Origin of the sequence: Streptomyces sp. NPDC090994, assembly GCF_044768905.1 — a bacterium.
Taxonomy (GTDB): domain Bacteria; phylum Actinomycetota; class Actinomycetes; order Streptomycetales; family Streptomycetaceae; genus Streptomyces.
Genome location: NZ_JBIVWS010000011.1, coordinates 194,318 through 213,419, shown reverse-complemented (window position 1 = coordinate 213,419; position 19,102 = coordinate 194,318). Strand labels below are relative to the sequence as shown.

At 74.4% G+C, this 19,102-nt stretch carries 17 protein-coding genes and 1 pseudogene; 16 read left to right on the top strand and 2 right to left on the bottom strand.

What is annotated here, in order from left to right; genetic code table 11:
• Nucleotides 1-59: 59 nt before the first annotated feature.
• Nucleotides 60-1,244, bottom strand: coding sequence for a pyridoxal phosphate-dependent aminotransferase (locus ACIQR3_RS23425; RefSeq protein ID WP_403541945.1), 1,185 nt, complete (start codon nt 1,242-1,244; stop codon nt 60-62).
• A gap of 125 nt (nt 1,245-1,369) precedes the next feature.
• Nucleotides 1,370-1,672: a WGxxGxxG family protein gene (locus tag ACIQR3_RS23420; RefSeq protein WP_403541943.1), complete on the bottom strand. Its 303-nt coding sequence runs from the start codon at nt 1,670-1,672 to the stop codon at nt 1,370-1,372.
• Between the two features lie 1,171 nt (nt 1,673-2,843).
• On the opposite strand from ACIQR3_RS23420, the pseudogene ACIQR3_RS23415 reads away from it, so the two are divergent.
• The 16 genes and pseudogenes from ACIQR3_RS23415 to ACIQR3_RS23340 form a co-directional block, all read left to right on the top strand.
• Nucleotides 2,844-3,359, top strand: a pseudogene (locus tag ACIQR3_RS23415) (DUF2617 family protein); the annotation flags it as partial.
• A gap of 155 nt (nt 3,360-3,514) precedes the next feature.
• Nucleotides 3,515-5,158, top strand: a complete 1,644-nt coding sequence (locus ACIQR3_RS23410) for a polyamine aminopropyltransferase (protein WP_403541941.1) — start codon at nt 3,515-3,517, stop codon at nt 5,156-5,158.
• Between the two features lie 203 nt (nt 5,159-5,361).
• Entirely contained in the window at nt 5,362-6,528 is a 1,167-nt protein-coding gene (locus ACIQR3_RS23405) for a hypothetical protein (RefSeq protein ID WP_403541938.1), read from the top strand.
• 32 nt (nt 6,529-6,560) lie between these two features.
• Nucleotides 6,561-7,352, top strand: a complete 792-nt coding sequence (locus ACIQR3_RS23400; RefSeq protein ID WP_403541937.1) for an aldose 1-epimerase — start codon at nt 6,561-6,563, stop codon at nt 7,350-7,352.
• A gap of 9 nt (nt 7,353-7,361) precedes the next feature.
• Nucleotides 7,362-7,910 carry an orotate phosphoribosyltransferase gene (gene pyrE, locus ACIQR3_RS23395; RefSeq protein ID WP_403541934.1) on the top strand — a complete coding sequence of 183 codons (549 nt, stop codon included), beginning with the start codon at nt 7,362-7,364 and terminating at the stop codon, nt 7,908-7,910.
• A 102-nt stretch (nt 7,911-8,012) separates the two neighbouring features.
• Nucleotides 8,013-9,044 carry a class II fructose-bisphosphate aldolase gene (fbaA, locus tag ACIQR3_RS23390; RefSeq protein ID WP_403541933.1) on the top strand — a complete coding sequence of 344 codons (1,032 nt, stop codon included), beginning with the start codon at nt 8,013-8,015 and terminating at the stop codon, nt 9,042-9,044.
• 68 nt (nt 9,045-9,112) lie between these two features.
• On the top strand, nt 9,113-9,526 hold the full coding sequence (locus tag ACIQR3_RS23385; protein WP_403541930.1) for a DUF3151 domain-containing protein: 414 nt from the start codon (nt 9,113-9,115) through the stop codon (nt 9,524-9,526).
• A 148-nt stretch (nt 9,527-9,674) separates the two neighbouring features.
• Nucleotides 9,675-10,490 carry a tryptophan 2,3-dioxygenase family protein gene (locus ACIQR3_RS23380; RefSeq protein WP_403541929.1) on the top strand — a complete coding sequence of 272 codons (816 nt, stop codon included), beginning with the start codon at nt 9,675-9,677 and terminating at the stop codon, nt 10,488-10,490.
• Nucleotides 10,483-11,694, top strand: coding sequence for a kynureninase (gene kynU, locus ACIQR3_RS23375; protein WP_403541928.1), 1,212 nt, complete (start codon nt 10,483-10,485; stop codon nt 11,692-11,694). Before ACIQR3_RS23380 ends, kynU begins: the two co-directional genes overlap by 8 nt.
• A 74-nt stretch (nt 11,695-11,768) precedes the next feature.
• A complete protein-coding gene (locus ACIQR3_RS23370; protein WP_403541925.1) occupies nt 11,769-12,656 on the top strand; it encodes an alpha/beta hydrolase in 888 nt (295 codons plus the stop codon).
• A 143-nt stretch (nt 12,657-12,799) separates the two neighbouring features.
• Nucleotides 12,800-13,783 carry an alpha/beta hydrolase gene (locus ACIQR3_RS23365; protein WP_403541923.1) on the top strand — a complete coding sequence of 328 codons (984 nt, stop codon included), beginning with the start codon at nt 12,800-12,802 and terminating at the stop codon, nt 13,781-13,783.
• On the top strand, nt 13,780-14,973 hold the full coding sequence (locus tag ACIQR3_RS23360; protein WP_403541921.1) for an acyltransferase: 1,194 nt from the start codon (nt 13,780-13,782) through the stop codon (nt 14,971-14,973). The genes ACIQR3_RS23365 and ACIQR3_RS23360 overlap by 4 nt, the downstream gene beginning before the upstream one ends.
• Complete coding sequence (locus ACIQR3_RS23355) at nt 14,970-16,310, top strand: sensor histidine kinase (protein WP_403541919.1); 1,341 nt, start codon at nt 14,970-14,972, stop codon at nt 16,308-16,310. Before ACIQR3_RS23360 ends, ACIQR3_RS23355 begins: the two co-directional genes overlap by 4 nt.
• Nucleotides 16,307-16,972 (top strand): response regulator, encoded by a 666-nt coding sequence (locus tag ACIQR3_RS23350; protein ID WP_403541917.1) that lies wholly within the window; start codon nt 16,307-16,309, stop codon nt 16,970-16,972. The genes ACIQR3_RS23355 and ACIQR3_RS23350 overlap by 4 nt, the downstream gene beginning before the upstream one ends.
• 95 nt (nt 16,973-17,067) lie before the next feature.
• On the top strand, nt 17,068-18,405 hold the full coding sequence (locus ACIQR3_RS23345; RefSeq protein ID WP_403541914.1) for a sensor histidine kinase: 1,338 nt from the start codon (nt 17,068-17,070) through the stop codon (nt 18,403-18,405).
• Entirely contained in the window at nt 18,402-19,067 is a 666-nt protein-coding gene (locus ACIQR3_RS23340) for a response regulator (RefSeq protein WP_403541912.1), read from the top strand. Before ACIQR3_RS23345 ends, ACIQR3_RS23340 begins: the two co-directional genes overlap by 4 nt.
• The last annotated feature ends 35 nt before the right edge of the window (nt 19,068-19,102 follow it).

Below are 19,102 nucleotides of genomic sequence, written 5' to 3'. Positions count from 1 at the left end.
GCTCTGAACGGTTCTGAACGGCTCTGACGTACGCCGCTCAAGGCGTACTCGGCCGGCCTCTACACGTGCGGCAGGGCCTTCAGCCGCCGCACCGCGTCCTCCAGGACGGACACCCGCTTGCAGAACGCGAACCGGACGAACGGGGCGCCCTCCTCGCGGTGGTCGTAGAAGACCGCGACGGGGACGGCGACCACGCCGGCGTGTTCCGGCAGGGCGCGGCAGAAGGCGAAGCCGTCCTCGTGGCCCAGGGGGCGGATGTCGGTGGTGACGAAGTACGTGCCGGCGGGGCGGTGGACGCCGAAGCCCGCCTCCGCGAGGCCCGCCGACAGGAGGTCCCGCTTGGTGCGCAGGTCGTCGCGGAAGGCGGTGAAGTAGGAGTCGGGGAGGGCGAGCGCCTCGGCGACCGCGTACTGGAAGGGGCCCGCCGACACGTACGTCAGGTACTGCTTGGCCGAGCGGACCGCCGTGAGCAGGGCGGGGGCGGCGGTGATCCAGCCGACCTTCCAGCCGGTGAAGGAGAAGGTCTTGCCCGCCGAGCTGATGGTGACCGTGCGTTCGCGCATGCCGGGGAAGGACGCCAGCGGGACGTGTTCGGCGTCGTCGTACACCAGGTGTTCGTAGACCTCGTCGGTGACGACCAGGAGGTCGCGCTCGACGGCCAGTTCGGCGATGGCCGCCAGTTCGGGGCGGGTCAGGACGGTGCCCGTCGGGTTGTGCGGGGTGTTGATCAGGAGGAGGCGGGTGCGGTCGGTGACCGCGTCGCGCAGCTCGTCGAGGTCGAGGCGGAAGCGTCCCTCGTGCGGGCGCAGGGTGACCGGGACGCGGGTGCCGCCGGCCATCGCGACGCAGGCCGCGTAGGAGTCGTAGTACGGCTCCAGGGCGATCACCTCGTCGCCGGGTTCCACCAGGGCGAGGAGGGCCGCGGCGATCGCCTCGGTGGCGCCGGCGGTGACCAGGACCTCGGTGTCGGGGTCGTAGGACAGGCCGTACCAGTGCCGCTGGTGGGCGGCGACGGCGGCGCGCAGCTCCGGGACGCCGGGGCCCGGCGGGTACTGGTTGCCGCGTCCGTCGCGCAGGGCCCGTACCGCCGCCTCCCTGACCTCCTCGGGGCCGTCCGTGTCCGGGAAGCCCTGCCCGAGGTTGATCGCGCCGGTCCGTACGGCCAGGGCGGACATCTCGGCGAAGATCGTCGTCCCGAACTCGGCGAGCCGGCGGTTGAGCAGGGGGCGTGCGTGGGAGGTCATCCGGCCATCCTGCGCCGAAGTCCCGGGGTCCTCAACTCACCGGGCGTACGGCCGCGGCCGGCGTGGCGCCGCCCTCCGGCCGGGGGCGGCGCCACGCGAGGGCCGGTCCGGTCCGGGCCGTCGGCTCAGATGCGGTCGTCGGGGTGCGCGCCGGTTCCCGGTCCGCGATGGGTTCCCGGGGTGGGGCGCGTCTTCTGCCGGCGCGGCATGAGACCGAGCAGACCCAGGAGGCCGAGGAGGCCCCACAGGCCCCAGCCGCCTCCGCTGTCGTCGTCGTTGTTGTCGTCCTCCTGCGCCTGCGGCTGCGGTTGGGCGGCTTGCACGGCGACCGTCTGGGACGTCACCGGCACCTGCGCCTGCGCGGTGACCGCGGTGGGCCCCGCGAGGAGAGCGGCGGTCAGAAGAGCACCGATAGTCATGCGACGCATAGTTCCTCCTTGCACGACCCGTGGACGGGGCCCTGACGGGGTCCTGACGGGGTCCTGACGGGGTCCTGACGGGGTCCTGCTACCCATCTCGGGTGAAACCGGGGCATCGCGCAACCCCGGAGGGCGCGGTCGGCCCTCGGGGAGCGCGGCGGCCGGGCCCGCTTGCCGGGGCGGCCCGCCCGTCCCGGTCGTTGGGCCGAACGGGTGAGCCGAGCGTGCCGGGGCCGTCACGGCCACGCCCGCGGGCCCCGTCTCCCGGTGTCCGCGCGGGCCGGGAACGCCGGCCGCGCGTCGACCCTCAGAAGTTGCTCAACTCTGCTTTGGGGTGCGGCGGCCCCGGGCATCTCCGGTGCACGCAACGAGCGGGTCACCCACGGGGGGTTGCTCGACGGGGTTGCTCAACGGAAGGAGGGTGACGTCATGCTCGTCGGCATCATCCTGGCAGTGGTCGTGATCGTGGTCGTCGCGCGGGTCGTGTCCACCTCGCGCCGGAGCACGCGCGCCGGTCGCGCGCGCGGGCGCGGGTACACGTACGGCAGCGGGGGCGTGGCCGTCGGCGGGGCCGACGGCGGTGGCGGTGGCGGCGGTGACGTCAGCTGGTGGGTGGGCGGCGCGGACGGCGGTCCGTCGTCCGACGGCGGTCATTCCGGCGGTCACTCGGGGAGTCACTCGGGGGGTCACTCGGGGGGTGACTCCGGTGGTCACTCGGGGGGTCATTCCTGCGGGGGCGGGTCGTCCTGCGGTGGTGGCGGGGGCGGCGGCTGCGGCGGTGGCGGCGGCTGACACGGGGCAGCCGGGCCTCCGGAGAAGGGGGACCGCGTCTCCTCCCCAGGGGCCCGCACAGGGGTCCCGCACCGAGCGTCCGCCGGGCAGCACGCCCGGCGGACGCTTTCGCATACCGGCGTGCGCCGCACGGGGCGGGGCGCACGCGGGGGTTGAACAGGTGAGCTGGTGAGCCCCCTGAGGGATGGAAATACCACGAACTTGGGTAAAAACGCTGTGGCGCCGCCACTGTCCATGATTCTCTCTCATTCGCCCAAGCAGCCTCTCGGGCGTCCTGCGGCCCCCTCCTGACCGGTCGACCGGGCGGTGACAGGGCCGCACCCCCCGGCGCGGCCGGGATGCGCGGGACCCTGCCCCTTCCTCCCCTGTGTGCTTGCGGAGCCCATCCATGCTCACGACCCTGAACACCGCCTACACCGACACGCGCGCGGCCGACCTCGCCTGGGCCCTCGGGCGGGAACCGCTGCCGGCCCTGGCCACCCTCGAAGTCGAACTGGCGGACAGCAATGTCGAGTTGAGACTTCTCGGCGCCTCCCACCAGGTACTCCTGGAGGAGGGGCGGGGCATCTGCTCGGAGACGGTCGCGTGCATCCCCGGCAGCAGGACCCCGCTGCCGCTGGGCGTCGCCAAGCGGGTGGGCGACTGGGAGTACGAGTTCGCCGCCCATGTGGAGCTGCTGTCGCCCGACGCGTTCGCGGGCCGCGCCCAGGAACTGCTCGCCCTGGTCTCCGACCATCCGCACGGACTCGTCGGCGTCTTCCCGGGCAGCCCGTACGCGTTCACGGCGCTGCTGGTGCAGGGGCAGGTGGGCCAGGTGTCCTGGCGCACCTGGCACGCCTATCCGCAGGAGGGCCGTCTGGTGGCCACCCGGACCAGGGTCGGGGTCTGCGCCGAGGCGGCCCGGCCCGGCCGTCCGGGCGGGGGTGGCCGCCCCGGCGCGTGCTGCTGTCCGGCCGTTCCGGTGTCCGCGCCGGATAAACCCGGAATCCCCGCCAGGAGGGGCAGTTCCACACGTGTGGGTGACGAAGCGTAGTGCTGAAGTAACGTAACGTCACAATCGTGATCGAACCGCACGTGCCCGCTCCGCCCGGCTCCCCGCCGCCCTGGGGCGGCCCGGGCGGCCGGGGCCGCCACCGCGTCGCCGCACCGCCCGTCGACGCGCCGCCCGCCCCCGCGCCGCCCCTGCCCGTGCGGCCGGGGACCGGGCGGTTCCTGGTCCTGGCCGGCGTCTTCGTCTGCGCCGCCTGCGGGCTGGTGTACGAACTCGAACTGGTCGCCGTCGCCTCCTATTTGACCGGCGACTCGGTCACCCAGGCGTCCATCGTCCTGTCGGTCATGGTGTTCGCGATGGGCATCGGCTCGCTCGTCGCCAAGCGGCTGCGCCGGCTGGGCGCGGCCGGCTTCGGCGCGGTCGAGGCCGCCCTGGCCCTCGTCGGCGGGTGCAGCGCCATGATGCTGTACGCCGTGTTCGCCTGGACCGGCGACTGGGGCGGCCTGTGGGCCGACGCGCCCCGCGTCCTGCTGGTCGCCTTCTCGCTCACCATCGGCGTGCTGATCGGCGCCGAGGTGCCGCTGCTGATGGAGCTGATCCAGCGCATCCGCCGCCAGGACGTGGGCGGCGCCGTCGCCGACCTGTTCGCCGCGGACTACACCGGATCGCTCATCGGCGGGCTGGCCTTCCCCTTCCTCCTCCTGCCGTTCCTCGGCCAGTTGACGGGCGCCCTGGTCACCGGGACCGTCAACGCCGTGGTCGGCGCCGCGCTGGTGCTCGGGCTGTTCCGGCGCGACCTGACCGGCCGGGCCCGCCGGCTGCTGCTGACCGCCAACGTCGTCGTCATCGCCGTCCTCGCCACCACCGCCGTCCTCGCCGACGACTTCGAACGGGCCGCCCGGCGCGCCATGTACGGCCAGGATGTCCGGGTGGCCGTGCGCACCGACGTCCAGGAGGTCGTCCTCCTCGGCGACGCCGACGGCCGCCCCCTCGACCTCTTCCTGGACGGCCGGCTCAGGGTCACCGGCGGGGACGAACGCCGCTACCACGAGGCGCTGGTCCACCCCGCCATGACCGGCCCGCACGCCCGCGTGCTGATCCTCGGCGGCGGTGACGGACTCGCCGCCCGGGAGGTGCTGCGCCACCCGGGGGTGCGGCGGGTGGAGATCGTCGAGGTGGACGCGGAGCTGACCCGGCTGGCCCGCCGCGACCCCGGCCTGTCCGCGCTCAACGAGCACTCCTACGCCGACCCCCGCGTCCGCGTGACGACGGACGACGCCTTCCACCGGCTGCGCCGGGCGCCCGTCGCGGCGTACGACGTGGTGATCTCGGACCTGCCCGACCCGGGCGTCACCGCGGGCACCAAGCTGTACTCGCAGGAGTTCTACGGCCTCGCCCGCCGGGTGCTGGCGCCCGGCGGGCGGCTGGTGGTGCACGCCGGGCCGTTCGCCGCGCGCACCCGGGTGTTCCGCACCGTGGAGTCGACCCTGCGCGCGGCCGGGCTGCGGACCGCCGCCTACCGGGTCACCGGGTCCCCCGCCGGTGACTGGGGCTTCCTCCTCGCCGCGCGCACGCCACCGGTCCTCCGCCTCGACCCGCACGGTCCGCGGCCGGTCACCCTGACCCCCCGCTCGCTGGCCCGCGCCGCCCGCGCGGCGGCCGGTACGCCTGGGCTGCCGCCGGCTTCGACGCTGGTGCATCCGCGGTACTGACCCGGCGCCTGGTGGCGGCGTTCACTCGTACGGCGTACGCGGCGTCGGCGTACGCGGGTCCGCCGCCCGGCTGTTCACCGGCTAGGCCACGGTCGCTCAACCGGGCGGCGGCCGAGCTCGGGCCGGCCGGGCGGGCCCAGGCAGCGGGTGAGTTCCCGCCGGCCGGGCGTGTTCCCGCCGCCCGCTGGGTAGGCTCGGCTGACATGGAGCATGAGGTGTTCGTTCCGGTTCCGGCCGAGCGGCTCAGGGAGGCGCTGGCCGACCCCGCCCGGGTCGCCGGTGCGGTGCCCGGGCTCCAGCAGGAGGCCGGCGCCGAGCCCGTCACGGGCCGGCTGAAGATCCGCGTCGGCAGCCACTCCGTCACCTACCGCGGCACGGTGCGGTTCACCGCGCGGGACGACGGCACGTACGCGGCCGAGGGCGAGGCCGTCGAGGCGCGCGGCACGGGCACGGTGACGGTGGCGCTGACGGTGCGGGTCGCCCGTGCGGGCGGCGGTGGGGATGCCGGTGCGGGCGGTGGTGCGGGCGGTGGTGCGGGCGGCGGCGCGGACGGTGGTGCGGGCGGTGGTGCCACGCTGACGTTCGCCGGGACGGCGACCGTGACCGGGCGCCTCACCGAACTGCCGCCGGACGCGGTGACCGCGGCGGTGACGCGGCTGCTGACCCGGTTCGGGGAGAACCTGGGCCTGGCGGCACAGCGGGACGAGCCGGCCCCTTCCGTTTCCGGGACCGAGGTCTCCTCGGAACCCGAGAGGGAGGGGACGGCCGACCGACCTCCCGCCGCCGAGCCTCCGGCCCCCGAGCCGCCTGCCGCCGACCAGCTCCCCACCGCCACCGACGAGCCGCCCACCGCCGGGCCCTCCGCCGAACCCCCCACCGCCGAGCCCTCTGCCGGGCCCACCGCCGCCGAGCCCTCCGCCGGGCCCACCGCCGAACGTCCCACCGCCGAGCCCTCCGCCGGGCCCTCCGCCGAACCCCCCACCACCGAGCCCTCCGCCGAACCCCCCACCGCCAAGTCCTCCGCCGAGCCCCCCACCGCCGAACCCCCCACCGCCGAGCCCCCCACCGGCTCCTCCCCCGAGCCCCCCGCCGCCGAACCCCCCACCGCCGAGCCCCCCACCGGCTCCTCCCCCGAGCCCCCCGCCGCCCCCCTCCCCGACCCCCCCGCCGAAGCCGCCCACGCCCGCCGCACGATGATCGGCCGCAGTGCCGAGGAGGTCGACCACGCCCCGCCCCGCGGCCGGTACGCCCCCGTGCCCGCGCCGCAGGCCGCCGCCTCCGGTACCCCGCTGCGCTGGGCCGCCCCCGCCGCCGCGCTGGTCGTCGCCTCGGCCATCGTGGTCGGCCGCGCCCTGCGCCGGCGCCGCTGAGGCGGGGCACGCCCGCCCAGTAGGGTCGGAACGTGAGTAACGAAGAGATCACTCTGACCGCCGGCGGCGCGGAGGCGACCGTACGGCCCGGCAACGGCGGCCGGATCGGCTCGCTGCGCGTCGACGGTGTGGAACTGCTCCGCCAGGGCGACCGCTACGGCTGCTTCCCGATGGCCCCCTGGGTCGGCCGCATCCGCGACGGCCGCTTCCGGGACGGCGCCACCGTCCACCAGATGCCGCTGAACTCCCCGCCGCACGCCATCCACGGCCCCGCCCGCGACGGCGCCTGGACCACCGCCCGCGCCACCGCCGACGAGGCGGTCATCACGTACGACCTCGGCGACCCCTGGCCCTACCCGGCCCGCCTCACCCAGGTCGTCGCGCTGGCGCCCGACGCGCTGACGCTCACCCTGGCCATCGAGACGTACGGCTCCTCCTTCCCGGCGCAGCTCGGCTGGCACCCGTGGTTCAACCGGACCCTCGGCGACAGCGACGGCGTCCGGATCGCCTTCGACGCGGCCTGGCAGGAGGAGCGCGGCGCCGACCACCTCCCCACCGGCCAGCGGATCGACCCCCGCCCCGGCCCCTGGGACGACTGCTTCGGCATGCCCGACGGCGTCGACGTCACCCTCACCTGGCCCGAGCGGCTGGAGCTGAAGGTGGCCAGCCGGGAGGAGTGGGTCGTCGTGTACGACGAGCAGGAGGCCGCCGTGTGTGTGGAGCCGCAGACCGGGCCGCCCAACGGGCTGAACACCCTCCCGCGCCTGGTCACGCCCCTGGAGCCGCTGGAGGCGACGACGACCTGGAGCTGGCGGCGCCTTTAAGCTGGCCCCATGAGTGACGTACGCGGCGCGCTGCTGCAGCAGATCAAGGACAAGGCCGTGGTGCACGGCAAGGTGACGCTCTCCTCCGGCCTGGAGGCGGACTACTACGTCGACCTGCGCCGCGTCACCCTGGACGGCGAGGCCGCGCCGCTGGTCGGGCAGGTGCTCCTGGACCTGACCGCCGACCTGGAGTTCGACGCGGTGGGCGGGCTCACCATGGGCGCCGACCCGGTCGCCGCGAGCATGCTGCACGCCGCCGCCGCGCGCGGGCAGCGCCTCGACGCGTTCGTGGTCCGCAAGGCCGCCAAGGCGCACGGCATGCAGCGCCGCGTCGAGGGCCCGGACATCGCCGGCCGCCGCGTCCTGGTGGTCGAGGACACCTCCACCACCGGCGGCTCCCCGCTCACCGCGGTCGAGGCGGTGCGGGAGGCCGGTGCCGAGGTGGTCGCGGTGGCCACCATCGTCGACCGGGCGACCGGTGCCGCCGAGAAGATCCAGGAGGGGGCGGGTGTGCCGTACCGCTACGCCTTCTCCAAGGACGAGCTGGGCCTGGACTGAGCCGTCTGGGAAGATGGGGCCGACAATGACGTCGCCCCCAGGTCAGGGCCGTAAGCACGCACGCACGACACAGCCCACCCGCACATATCAAGGAGCGGACTCATGCCCATCGCAACTCCCGAGGTCTACAACGAGATGCTGGACCGGGCGAAGGCGGGGAAGTTCGCCTACCCGGCCATCAACGTGACCTCCTCCCAGACGCTGCACGCGGCCCTGCGCGGTTTCGCGGAGGCGGAGAGCGACGGCATCGTCCAGATCTCCACCGGCGGCGCCGAGTTCCTGGGCGGCCAGCACAACAAGGACATGGTGACCGGCGCGGTCGCGCTGGCCGAGTTCGCGCACATCGTCGCCGAGAAGTACGACGTGAACATCGCGCTGCACACCGACCACTGTCCCAAGGACAAGCTGGACACGTACGTGCGTCCGCTGCTCGCGCTCTCCGCCAAGCGCGTCCAGGCCGGTATGGGCCCGCTGTTCCAGTCCCACATGTGGGACGGCTCCGCCGAGACCCTGGCCGACAACCTCTCCATCGCCACCGAGCTGCTGGAGCAGGCCCGCGCCGCCAAGATCATCCTTGAGGTCGAGATCACCCCGACCGGCGGCGAGGAGGACGGCGTCTCGCACGAGATCAACGACTCCCTCTACACCACGGTCGACGACGCCCTGCGCACCGCCGAGGCCCTGGGCCTGGGCGAGAAGGGCCGCTACCTGCTCGCCGCGTCCTTCGGCAACGTGCACGGCGTGTACAAGCCGGGCAACGTCGTCCTCCGCCCCGACCTGCTGAAGGAGCTGAACGAGGGCGTCGCCGCCAAGTACGGTCAGCCCGCCGGCGCCAAGCCCTTCGACTTCGTCTTCCACGGCGGCTCCGGCTCCACCGCCGAGGAGATCGCCACCGCGCTCGACAACGGCGTGGTCAAGATGAACCTCGACACCGACACCCAGTACGCCTTCACGCGTCCGGTCGCCGGTCACATGTTCGCCAACTACGACGGCGTCCTGAAGGTCGACGGCGAGGTCGGCAACAAGAAGACCTACGACCCGCGCACCTGGGGCAAGCTGGCCGAGGCCGGCATGGCCGCGCGCGTCGTGGAGGCCTGCGGCCACCTGCGTTCCGCGGGCACCCGCATCAAGTAACGCCTCGCGTACGACGGGCCCGGCACCCTCGCGGTGCCGGGCCCTCGGCATGCCGCAGACTGGACCGCATGGCCATTCACGAGAACCTGCTCGGGGGACCGCCCCCGACCCGCCTCCCCGACGACCCCGAGCCGCGCGAGCTGCTCGCCGCCGGCACCTCGCCCGCCGAGGTCGCCGCCCGGTACCCGACGTCCTCGCTGGCCTGGGCGCAGCTCGCCGACGACGCCTTCGAGCGGGGCGGCGTGGTCGAGTCGTACGCGTACGCCCGGACCGGCTACCACCGGGGCCTGGACGCCCTGCGCCGCAACGGCTGGAAGGGCCACGGGCCCGTGCCGTGGGAGCACGAGCCGAACCGCGGCTTCCTGCGCGCCCTGCACGCCCTCGCCCGCGCCGCGCAGGCGATCGGCGAGAAGGAGGAGTACGAGCGCTGCTCGCAGTTCCTGCGCGACTCCTCGCAGGAGGCGGCCGACGTCCTCGGCTGACCCCGCGCCGATCCCTTTCGGGCCCGTCCCCAGGGGCGGGCCTTGCGCGTACCTGGGACGATTGCGGAAGATGCTGGTTCGGGGACCGGGGCCCCGTGCCGGTAACGGCAGGGCGGACCGCTACCCGGAGTGCCATCAGGAGACAGAAATGTCCCACGACGCCCCGAACCTCGACTTCGCGGGCAGCACGCCGTACGAGGACTATGTCAAGGCGGACGTGCTCACCCACCTCCAGCACACCCTCTCCGACGACCCCGGAGAGATGGTCTTCCTGGTCACCACCCAGGTCATGGAGCTGTGGTTCACCGTCATCGTCCACGAGTGGGAGACCGCGGCCCGCGCCCTGCGCGAGGACCGCACCGACGTGGCGAAGGACGCCCTGAAGCGCTCGGTACGGGAACTGGAGGCGCTGAACGCCTCCTGGAAGCCCCTCGCGGGGCTCACCCCGGCGCAGTTCAACTCGTACCGCGGCGCCCTCGGCGAGGGGTCCGGCTTCCAGTCGGCCATGTACCGCCGGATGGAGTTCCTGCTCGGTGACAAGTCCGCGTCCATGCTCGTCCCGCACCGCGGCACCCCCCGCGTCCACGCCGAGCTGGAGAAGGCGCTGCACGAGCCGAGCCTGTACGACGAGGCGGTCCGGCTGCTGGCGCGGCGCGGACACGAGATCCCGGAAGCGGTACTGCGCCGGGACGTCTCCCGGCCCTACGAGCCGTCGCCCGAGGTCGAGGCCGCCTGGGCGGCGGTGTACGCCGGGGACCAGGACGGCGAGCTGGTGCGGCTCGGCGAGGCGCTCAGCGATGTCGCCGAGCTGGTGTGGCGCTGGCGCAACGACCACCTGGTCGCCACCCGCCGCGCGATGGGCGCCAAGACCGGCACCGGCGGCTCCGCCGGGGTGGCCTGGCTGGAGAAGCGGGCCCGCAAGAACGTGTTCCCCGAGCTGTGGACGGCGAGGTCGTATGTCTGAGCTGATGAGCGCCGCGCAGGAACGGGACGCGGCGGACGGGCTGGCCGGGCTGCGGGAGCGGTTCGTCCTCGGTGACGACGTGGTCTACCTGGACGGCAACTCGCTGGGCGCGCTGCCCGCGCACGTGCCGGGCCGCGTCGACGACGTCGTACGGCGGCAGTGGGGCGAGCTGCGCATCCGGTCCTGGGAGGAGAGCGGCTGGTGGACCGCGCCCGAGCGGGTCGGCGACCGGATCGCCCCGCTGGTCGGGGCGGCGCCCGGACAGGTCGTGGTCGGTGACTCCACCAGCGTCAACGTCTTCAAGGCGGTCGTGGCGGCGGTGCGGATGGCGGGGGAGGGGCGGGACGAGATCCTCGTCGACGCCTCCACCTTCCCCACCGACGGGTACATCGCCCGGTCGGCGGCCCGGATGACGGGGTGCGCGCTGCGGCCGGTGACCCCGGCCGAGGTGCCCGCGGCGCTCGGTGACCGCACCGCCGTCGTGCTGCTCAACCACGTCGACTACCGCACCGGCCGGCTGCACGACCTGCCCGGACTCACCGCCGCCGTGCACGCGGCGGGGGCGTACGCCGTGTGGGACCTGTGCCACAGCGCGGGCGCGCTGCCGGTCGGGCTGGACGAGCACGGCGTCGACCTGGCCGTCGGCTGCACGTACAAGTACCTGAACGGCGGCCCGGGTTCGCCCGCGTACCTGTATGTGCGCGAGGAGGTGCAGGACCGCTTCGACTCGCCGCTGCCGGGGTGGAACTCGCACGCCGAGCCGTTCGGGATGGCCTCCGCGTACACCCCGGCCGCCGGCGTGGTGCGCGGGCGGGTCGGTACGCCGGACATCCTGTCGCTGCTCGCGCTGGAGGCGGCGCTCGACGTGTGGGAGACCGTGTCCGTGGCTCAGGTGCGGGCCAAGTCGCTGGCGCTGACCGACTTCTTCCTGCGCTGCGTCGAGGAGTACGTGCCGGGCGGCCGGGTCGAGAACCTGACGCCGGTCGCGCACGCCGAGCGGGGCAGCCAGGTGGCGCTGCGCTGCGACGGCGCCGGGGACGTGATGAAGGCGCTGATCGGGCGCGGGGTGGTCGGTGACTTCCGGCACCCGGACGTCCTGCGGTTCGGCTTCACGCCGCTGTACGTCGGGTTCGCGGACGTGGAGCGGGCGGCGCGGGTGCTGGGCGAGGTCGTCGCGGGGAGCGGTCACCCTCACCCTGCGTGACAACCCCTTGTTCACGCACGTCACGGGCCTGATAGCGTCCGGCCAACACCGTTACGCCGCTGAGAGGTTGGAGCATGCCGGAGACCACTGCGGGCAACGACGCGGAGGAGAGGTCCGCCTTCTCGCACCCGGCGGTCGATCCCGACAGCAGCGCCGCGTACGGCGGCCTGCCCGACCAGGTGATCGACTTCTACGCGCCGCGCGGCCGGGGCGGGCCGGGCGGTCCGGCGCCCGTGGTGGTGGCCCTGCACGGGGGTGCCTGGCGGGCCCCGTACGACCGGCGGCACCTCAGTCCGTTCGCGGCCTTCCTCGCCCGCCGCGGGTTCGCCGTGGCCAGCGTCGAGTACCGGCGGGGCGCGGCGGACCCGGCTGCGGCATCGGCTGCGGCGGGCCCGGCTGTGGCCGGCCGCTGGCCCGACACCTTCGACGACGTGGCCGCGGCCCTCGACGCCCTGCCCGCCCTGGTCAAGGAGCACCTGCCGGACGCCGATCCGCGCCGTACGGTGCTCACCGGGCACTCGGCGGGCGGTCACCTCGCCCTGTGGGCGGCGGCCCGGCACCTGCTGCCCGCCGACGCCCCCTGGCGCACCGACCGGCCCGCGCCGCTGCGCGGTGTCGTCGCCCTCGCCCCGATCGCCGACTTCGCGGTCGCCGACAAGCTGGACGTGTGCGGCGGCGCCGTACGCCAACTCCTGGGCGGGGACGACCACTTCGCGGCCCGCGTGCCGTACGCCGACCCCGCGCTGCTGCTGCCCACCGGCATCGCGACCACCCTCGTGCAGGGCCGTACCGACACGACCGTGCCGCAGGAGGTCTCCGAGGCGTACGCCGACGCGGCGGCCAAGGCCGGGGAGGTGGTGGGCGTGACGCTGCTGGAGGACGTCGGCCACTTCCCGCTGATCGACCCGGCGGCGGACGCGTGCGCGGTGGTGGCGGAGGAGATCGCCCAGCTGGCGTGGTGAGCCCGCCGCCGACCCGTCGTACCTCTCATACCTGGGAGCTACCCGGCAGATGAGCTCTCTGGCGGGACGCCGGTTACCCGTGACGCTCCGTAATTTCCCTTCTGGACGGGCCCGATGGACGGGCCGTCGGGAGGTGAGCGCCCATGACATGGCGGCGAACGACGGGACGGCACCGGGCGCGATGGTGGCGTGGCGGGCTGGCGGTGCTGCTCACCGGCGCCGTCGTCCTCCCCCTCTCCGGCGCCGCCCGGCCCGTGATCCCCGCCCCGGCCCCCACCGGCCTGCCCCCGGTGACGGCGGCGACCCTGGACGCCGCCTACGCCGCCCACCGGGCCGACGCCGCCGAGGCGTCCCGCACCGCCGCCGCCCACGGCGACCGGCACCGGGCGGCGGCCGACCGCGCGCTGGCCGCCCCCGGCAGGCAGCTCCTCGCCTTCGACGGCCGGGGCGCCGGGCTGGCCACGGAGGTCTTCGGCGACCTGGCCCACGCCGACCGGGTCGCCGTCCTGGTGCCGGGCTCCGACACCGGCCTCGACACCTACGGCCGCTTCCGTGCCGCCGCCCTCGCCCTGTATCACCGGCTCGCCCCCGGCCGTACGGCGGTGGTGGCCTGGCTCGGCTACGAGACCCCCGGCACCGTCAGCACGACGGTCGCCACGACCGGCCGCGCCGAGGAGGCGGCGCCCGCGCTGCGCGCCCTCGTCCGCACCCTGCACCGCGTCAGCGGCCCCGGCACGGACGTCTCCCTGCTGTGCCACTCCTACGGCACCGTCGTCTGCGCCCGCGCCGCCCACGGCCTGGCCGTCACGGACATCGCCCTGCTCGGCAGCCCCGGCACCGGCGCCGACACCGCCGCCCGGCTGGGCACGGACGCCCGGGTGTGGGCGGCCCGGGGCGGCGGCGACTGGGTGGCGCACGTCCCGCACCTCAGCGCGGAGCTGTTCGGCACGACCGTCGGCTTCGGCACCGACCCGCTCTCCCCGTCCTTCGGCGCCCGGGTCTTCGCGGCCGGGGACGGCGGCCACAGCGACTACTTCGCCCCGGGCTCCCTCTCCCTGACCAACCTGGCCCGGATCGTCCTGGGCGAGACCGTGCCGGACACGACCACGGAGGTGAAGCGACCGTGACCGCAGCGACCGTGACCGAAGCGACCGCACCGCCCGGACTGTGCGCCCGGATCGACGCCTCCACCCCGGCCGGCCGGGACCGGGCCGTCGACGCCCTGCGGGCCGCCGCGATCCTCGGTGTCGTCCTCGGCCACTGGCTGGTGACGGCCCTGGTCGCCGACGGCGGCGCACTGCGCGCGGCGAGCCCGCTCGGCGAGCTGCCCCAGCTGGCCCCGGTCTCCTGGATCCTCCAGACCCTCGCCGTGTTCTTCCTGGTCGGCGGACATGTCGCCACCCGCGGCCACGCCTCGGCCCGCGCCCGCGGCACCTCCTACCTCCGCTGGCTGCGCATCCGCCTGTCCCGGCTGTTCCGCCCGGTCGGGGCCCTCCTCACCCTGTGGACAGCGATCGCGGCGCTCCTGCTGCTGACCGGCGCGGAGCAGACGACCGTCCACACCCTGGTCAAGCTGGCGCTCTCCCCGCTGTGGTTCCTGCTGGTCTTCGCCGTACTGACCGCCGCCACCCCGCTGCTGGCCCGGCTGCACCCGCTGTGGCCGCTGGCCGTGGTCCTCCACGTCGACCTGCTGCGCTTCGGCCTGGACGCCCCCGACGGGCTCGGCTGGATCAACCTGGCCGCGGGCTGGCTGGTGCCGTACACCCTCGGCGCCGCCTGGACCCGCGGCGAACTGGAACACCCCCGCGCCGGTGTGCTCCTCCTCGTCGGCGGTACGGCGGCCACCGCGGCGCTCGTCGCCTTCGCCGGCTACCCGGCGTCGATGGTCGGCGTCCCCGGTGCCGAGGTGTCCAACCTCGACCCGCCGACGCTGGCCGCCGTCACCTTCGGCCTGGCCCAGTGCGGTCTGGCCCTGCTGCTGCGGGAGCCGCTGCGCCGGGTGATGCGGCGACCGGTGGCCTGGGCGGCGGTGGCGACGGCCAACCTCTCCGCCATGACCGTCTTCCTCTGGCACCAGACGGCGCTGATGGCGACCACGGCCACCGGCCTGTTCGCCGGCCGCCTGCCCGGCCTGCACACCCGCCCCGACGGCCTGGACTGGGTGGCGGCCCGGCTGGCCTGGCTGCCGGTGTTCGCGCTGGTCCTGGCGGGAAGCTGGGCGGTGTTCCGGACCTGGGAACTGCCGCGCCGTACCCGCACGGTGCGCGCCCACCGCCCCCGCCCGTCCCGGACGCCCGGTCCTAAGGTGGACGCGTGACACACGGGGGGAACCGGGTCCGGCACTGGGCGGGAGTGCTGCGCGACGACCTGTGGACCGTACGGGCCGACCCGCTGCCGCCGTCCACCTGGCTGCGCTGGCTGCCGCACGGGATCGTGTGGCTGGCCGCGTTCGCGGTCCTGGCCGGGGGACTGCCGCAGATGCAGGAGCGGGCCGGGCTGGCCTTCGGGTACGCCCTCGCGGTCGCCCTCGGCCAGAGCGGCGCGATGGTCCTCGCCCTGTGGCGGCCGGTCCTGGCGTGGTGGCTGTCGCTGACGGCGACCGTGCTGGGCGGGGTGGCCGTGCACCACATGCTGGTGGCCGAGGGACCGGCGCAGGGGTTCACCTGGCCCTGGACCGTGGCCGGGATGGTCGCCCACCTGTTCGTCCTGCTGTTGCTCGCCCTGCGGGTGCCGGGCCGCGTCGCCGCCGAGGCACTCGCCCTCACGGCGCTGACCACCTATGTCCTCCAGGGACTGTGGGGTGCCCGCGACTACCAGTCCACCGGTGTTCTCACCCTGACCCTGTCGTCGGTCGCCGTGGTGCTCGGCACCGCCCTTCGGGGCCGCCGCGAGGCCCGTACCGCCCTCGCCAGGCAGACCACCCTCACCGCCGAGGAACGTGCCCGCCGCACCCTCCTGGAGGAGCGCAGCCGCATCGCCCGCGAACTGCACGACGTGGTCGCCCACCACATGTCGGTCATCTCCATCCAGGCCCAGGTGGCCCCCCACCTCGTCCAGAACCCCTCGGACGAGCTGAAGGAGAACCTCGCGGGCATACGGGAGAACGCGCTTGAGGCGCTGACCGAACTCCGCCGAGTCCTGGGCGTCCTGCGCTCCGAGCACCCCGACCTGCCGCCGGACGCGGAGCGGGGCCCGGCCCCGCACGCCCCCCAGCCGACCCTCGACCGGCTGGACGCGCTGGTCGCCAACACCAGGGCCGCCGGTCTCACCGTCACCACCGAGGTGACCGGCGGGCGCCGCCCGCTGACGCCCGGCCTGGAGCTGTCGGCGTACCGGATCGTGCAGGAGGCGCTGAGCAACGTCCTGCGGCACGCGCCCGGCGCGCACGCCCGCGTCCACCTCGCCCACCTCCCGCAGGGCCTGCGCGTCGAGGTCACGAACTCCCGCCCCCTCCACACCCCGGCCCCCTCCCCGGGTGCCGGGCACGGGCTGCTCGGCATGCGGGAGCGGGCGGCGATGCTGGGCGGCACCCTCACCGCGCACCCCCTGCCGGACGGCGGCTACCAGGTGACCGCCTTCCTTCCGGCCGACGGCACGAAGCCCTCGGCCGACCCGCACTCCTCCGCCGACCCCGCCACCAAGGACCAGGCATGACCATCCGCGTACTGATCGCCGACGACCAGCAGATGGTCCGCCAGGGTTTCACCGTGCTGCTGAACACCCAGCCCGACATCGAGGTGACCGGCCAGGCGGTGGACGGACTGGACGCGGTGGCCAAGGCCGGCGACATCACCCCGGACGTCGTCCTGATGGACATCCGCATGCCCGACCTGGACGGCATCGAGGCCACCCGCCGCATCACCGCCGCCCACCCCGGCATCCGGGTACTGGTGCTCACCACCTTCGACCTAGACGAGTACGTCTACGAGGCGCTGCGCGCGGGCGCCTCCGGCTTCCTCCTCAAGGACGCCTCCGCCGACCAGCTCGCCGAGGCGGTCCGGGTGGTCGCCGCCGGGGACGCGCTGCTGGCTCCGAACATCACCCGGCGGCTGATCACCGAGTTCTCGCGGCTGGACGGGCGTCCGCGCACCCCGCTGAAGAACCGCGTCGGCGACCTCACCGAACGGGAGACGGAGGTACTGACCCTGATAGCGCAGGGCCTGTCCAACGCGGAGATCGCCGGCCGTCTGGTCGTCGCCGAGCAGACGGTGAAGACCCACGTGGGCCGCATCCTGGTCAAGCTGAACCTGCGCGACCGTACGCAGGCGGCGGTGTTCGCGTACGAGAGCGGGCTGGTGCGGCCGTCGGGATACTAGGGAGCTCTCTGGCTCGGTAGTACTTGAGACGGACCCGGAAGGACCCTTCTCGCTGCGGACGACGGCCCGGTGCGGTGCCCCCTACGGTTCTGTACGTGACCGAGACGACCCAGACACCGCCCTCCACACCAGGCACCCCGGAGGTCCGGCTCGCCGCGAGCGCCCTGCGCGGGCTGCGGCAGGACCTGATCGAGGACGCCTTCGCCTACCGGCCGCTGCCCCGGCGGCGCGTCGACGGCCCGCTGACCCGCCGGCTGCCCGGACGGCTGCGGGAGTACGCGGCATGGGCCCCGCACGCCGTGCTGCTGACGGCCGGGCTGCTGATCATGGCGTTCGCCGCCAGCGAGGTACAGGGTCACGACAACGCGCGGCGGCTGCTGAACGGCGCCCTCGCGCTGATCCCGATCCTGCTGCTCCTGGTCCGCCCCGTCGGTGCCTTCTGGTGCTCACTGATCGCCGCGCCGATCACCGCCCTGTTCGCCGACCGGTGGGACATGTGGCCGTGGGCGCCCGGCAGCTTCGCCTGCCACCTGATCGTGCTGACGGTGGTGGCGCTGCGGACCCGGCCGCGTACGGCGGCGTGGATGTGGGTGCTGACCGCCGTGTACAGCCTGGGCGCGGACACCCTCCTCGGCTGGGACTACTACAACTCCAACAGCGGCCCGCTGCTGGTCGTCGCCGCCCTGGTCCTGCTGGTGGTCGCCGTGCGGCACGTCCGCCGCGAGGCACGGCAGGAGGTGATCGCCCAGCGGACGGTGACGGCCCACGAACGGTCGCGCCGTACGTTGCTGGAGGAGCGCACCACCATCGCCCGTGAGCTGCACGACGTGGTCGCCCACCACATGTCGGTGGTCGCCATCCAGGCCGAGGCGGCGCCCTACCGGGTGGAGAACCCGCCGGAGGAACTGGAGCGGGCGTTCGCCACGATCCGCGAGAACGCGGTGGCCGCGCTCACCGAACTCCGCCGCGTCCTGGGCGTGGTCCGCGCCGAGGACTACGAGGCCCCGGACGCCCCGCAGCCCACCCTGGCCGACCTGGACGCGCTGCTGGCCAACGTGCGGGACACGGGCCTCGACGTCTCGAAGGCCGTCACCGGCGCGGTGCGCGAACTGCCGCCCGGCGTCGAGCTGTCGGCGTACCGCATCGTCCAGGAGGCGCTGAGCAACACGCTGCGGCACGCGCCGGGCGCCGGCGCCCGGGTGGAGGTGTCCTACGTCCTGGGCGGCCTGGGCCTGCGGGTCGTCAACGGCCCGACGCCCGCGACATCGCTGGTCAAGCCGTCTCCGGGCGCCGGGCACGGGGTGACCGGCATGCGGGAGCGGGTGTCGATGCTGAACGGCGAGATGACGGCCGGCCCGACCGACGAGGGGGGCTACGAGGTGACGGTCTTCCTGCCCGTCCCGGCGACGCGCACGGACGAGGACGACGTATGACCATCCGCGTACTGATCGCCGACGACCAGATGATGGTGCGGGAGGGCTTCTCGGTCCTGCTGAACGCGATGCCGGACATCGAGGTCGCCGGCGAGGCGGTCAACGGCCGCGAGGCGGTCGCCAAGGTCCGCGAACTCGCCCCGGACGTCGTCCTGATGGACATCCGCATGCCGGAACTGAACGGCATCGAGGCGACCCGCGAGATCGTCGCGGCCGACACGACGTCGAAGGTGCTGGTCCTGACCACGTTCGACCTGGACGAGTACGTGTACCAGGCGCTGCGCGCGGGCGCGTCCGGCTTCCTGCTGAAGGACGCGTCGGCCCGCCAACTGGCGGACGGCGTACGGGTGGTGGCGTCCGGCGAGGCACTGCTCGCCCCGTCCGTCACCCGCCGCCTGATCACCGAGTTCTCCAAACTCTCCGAGGCCCCGCGCCTGATGCCCGCGGCCCACGCGGCCTACGGCGACCTGACCGAACGGGAGACGGAGGTACTCGTACTGATCGCGCAGGGCCTGTCCAACTCGGAGATCGCCGCGCGCCTCGTCGTCGCCGAGTCGACCATCAAGACCCACGTCAGCCGCATCCTGGTCAAACTGGGCCTGCGGGACCGCACGCAGGCGGCGGTGTTCGCCTACGAGGCCCGGCTGGTGACGCCGGGGTGACGGACCCTTGGGGCGAAAACTGTGAGCACTTGGCC

Coding starts and splice junctions, on each gene's coding strand:
- kynU (WP_403541928.1), top strand. CDS start 10,483: ATGTCTGAGCTGATGAGCGCCGCGCAGGAACGGGACGCGGCGGACGGG.
- ACIQR3_RS23385 (WP_403541930.1), top strand. CDS start 9,113: ATGGCCATTCACGAGAACCTGCTCGGGGGACCGCCCCCGACCCGCCTC.
- ACIQR3_RS23365 (WP_403541923.1), top strand. CDS start 12,800: ATGACATGGCGGCGAACGACGGGACGGCACCGGGCGCGATGGTGGCGT.
- ACIQR3_RS23350 (WP_403541917.1), top strand. CDS start 16,307: ATGACCATCCGCGTACTGATCGCCGACGACCAGCAGATGGTCCGCCAG.
- ACIQR3_RS23425 (WP_403541945.1), bottom strand. CDS start 1,244: ATGACCTCCCACGCACGCCCCCTGCTCAACCGCCGGCTCGCCGAGTTC.
- ACIQR3_RS23380 (WP_403541929.1), top strand. CDS start 9,675: ATGTCCCACGACGCCCCGAACCTCGACTTCGCGGGCAGCACGCCGTAC.
- pyrE (WP_403541934.1), top strand. CDS start 7,362: ATGAGTGACGTACGCGGCGCGCTGCTGCAGCAGATCAAGGACAAGGCC.
- ACIQR3_RS23420 (WP_403541943.1), bottom strand. CDS start 1,672: ATGCGTCGCATGACTATCGGTGCTCTTCTGACCGCCGCTCTCCTCGCG.
- fbaA (WP_403541933.1), top strand. CDS start 8,013: ATGCCCATCGCAACTCCCGAGGTCTACAACGAGATGCTGGACCGGGCG.
- ACIQR3_RS23340 (WP_403541912.1), top strand. CDS start 18,402: ATGACCATCCGCGTACTGATCGCCGACGACCAGATGATGGTGCGGGAG.
- ACIQR3_RS23405 (WP_403541938.1), top strand. CDS start 5,362: ATGGAGCATGAGGTGTTCGTTCCGGTTCCGGCCGAGCGGCTCAGGGAG.
- ACIQR3_RS23370 (WP_403541925.1), top strand. CDS start 11,769: ATGCCGGAGACCACTGCGGGCAACGACGCGGAGGAGAGGTCCGCCTTC.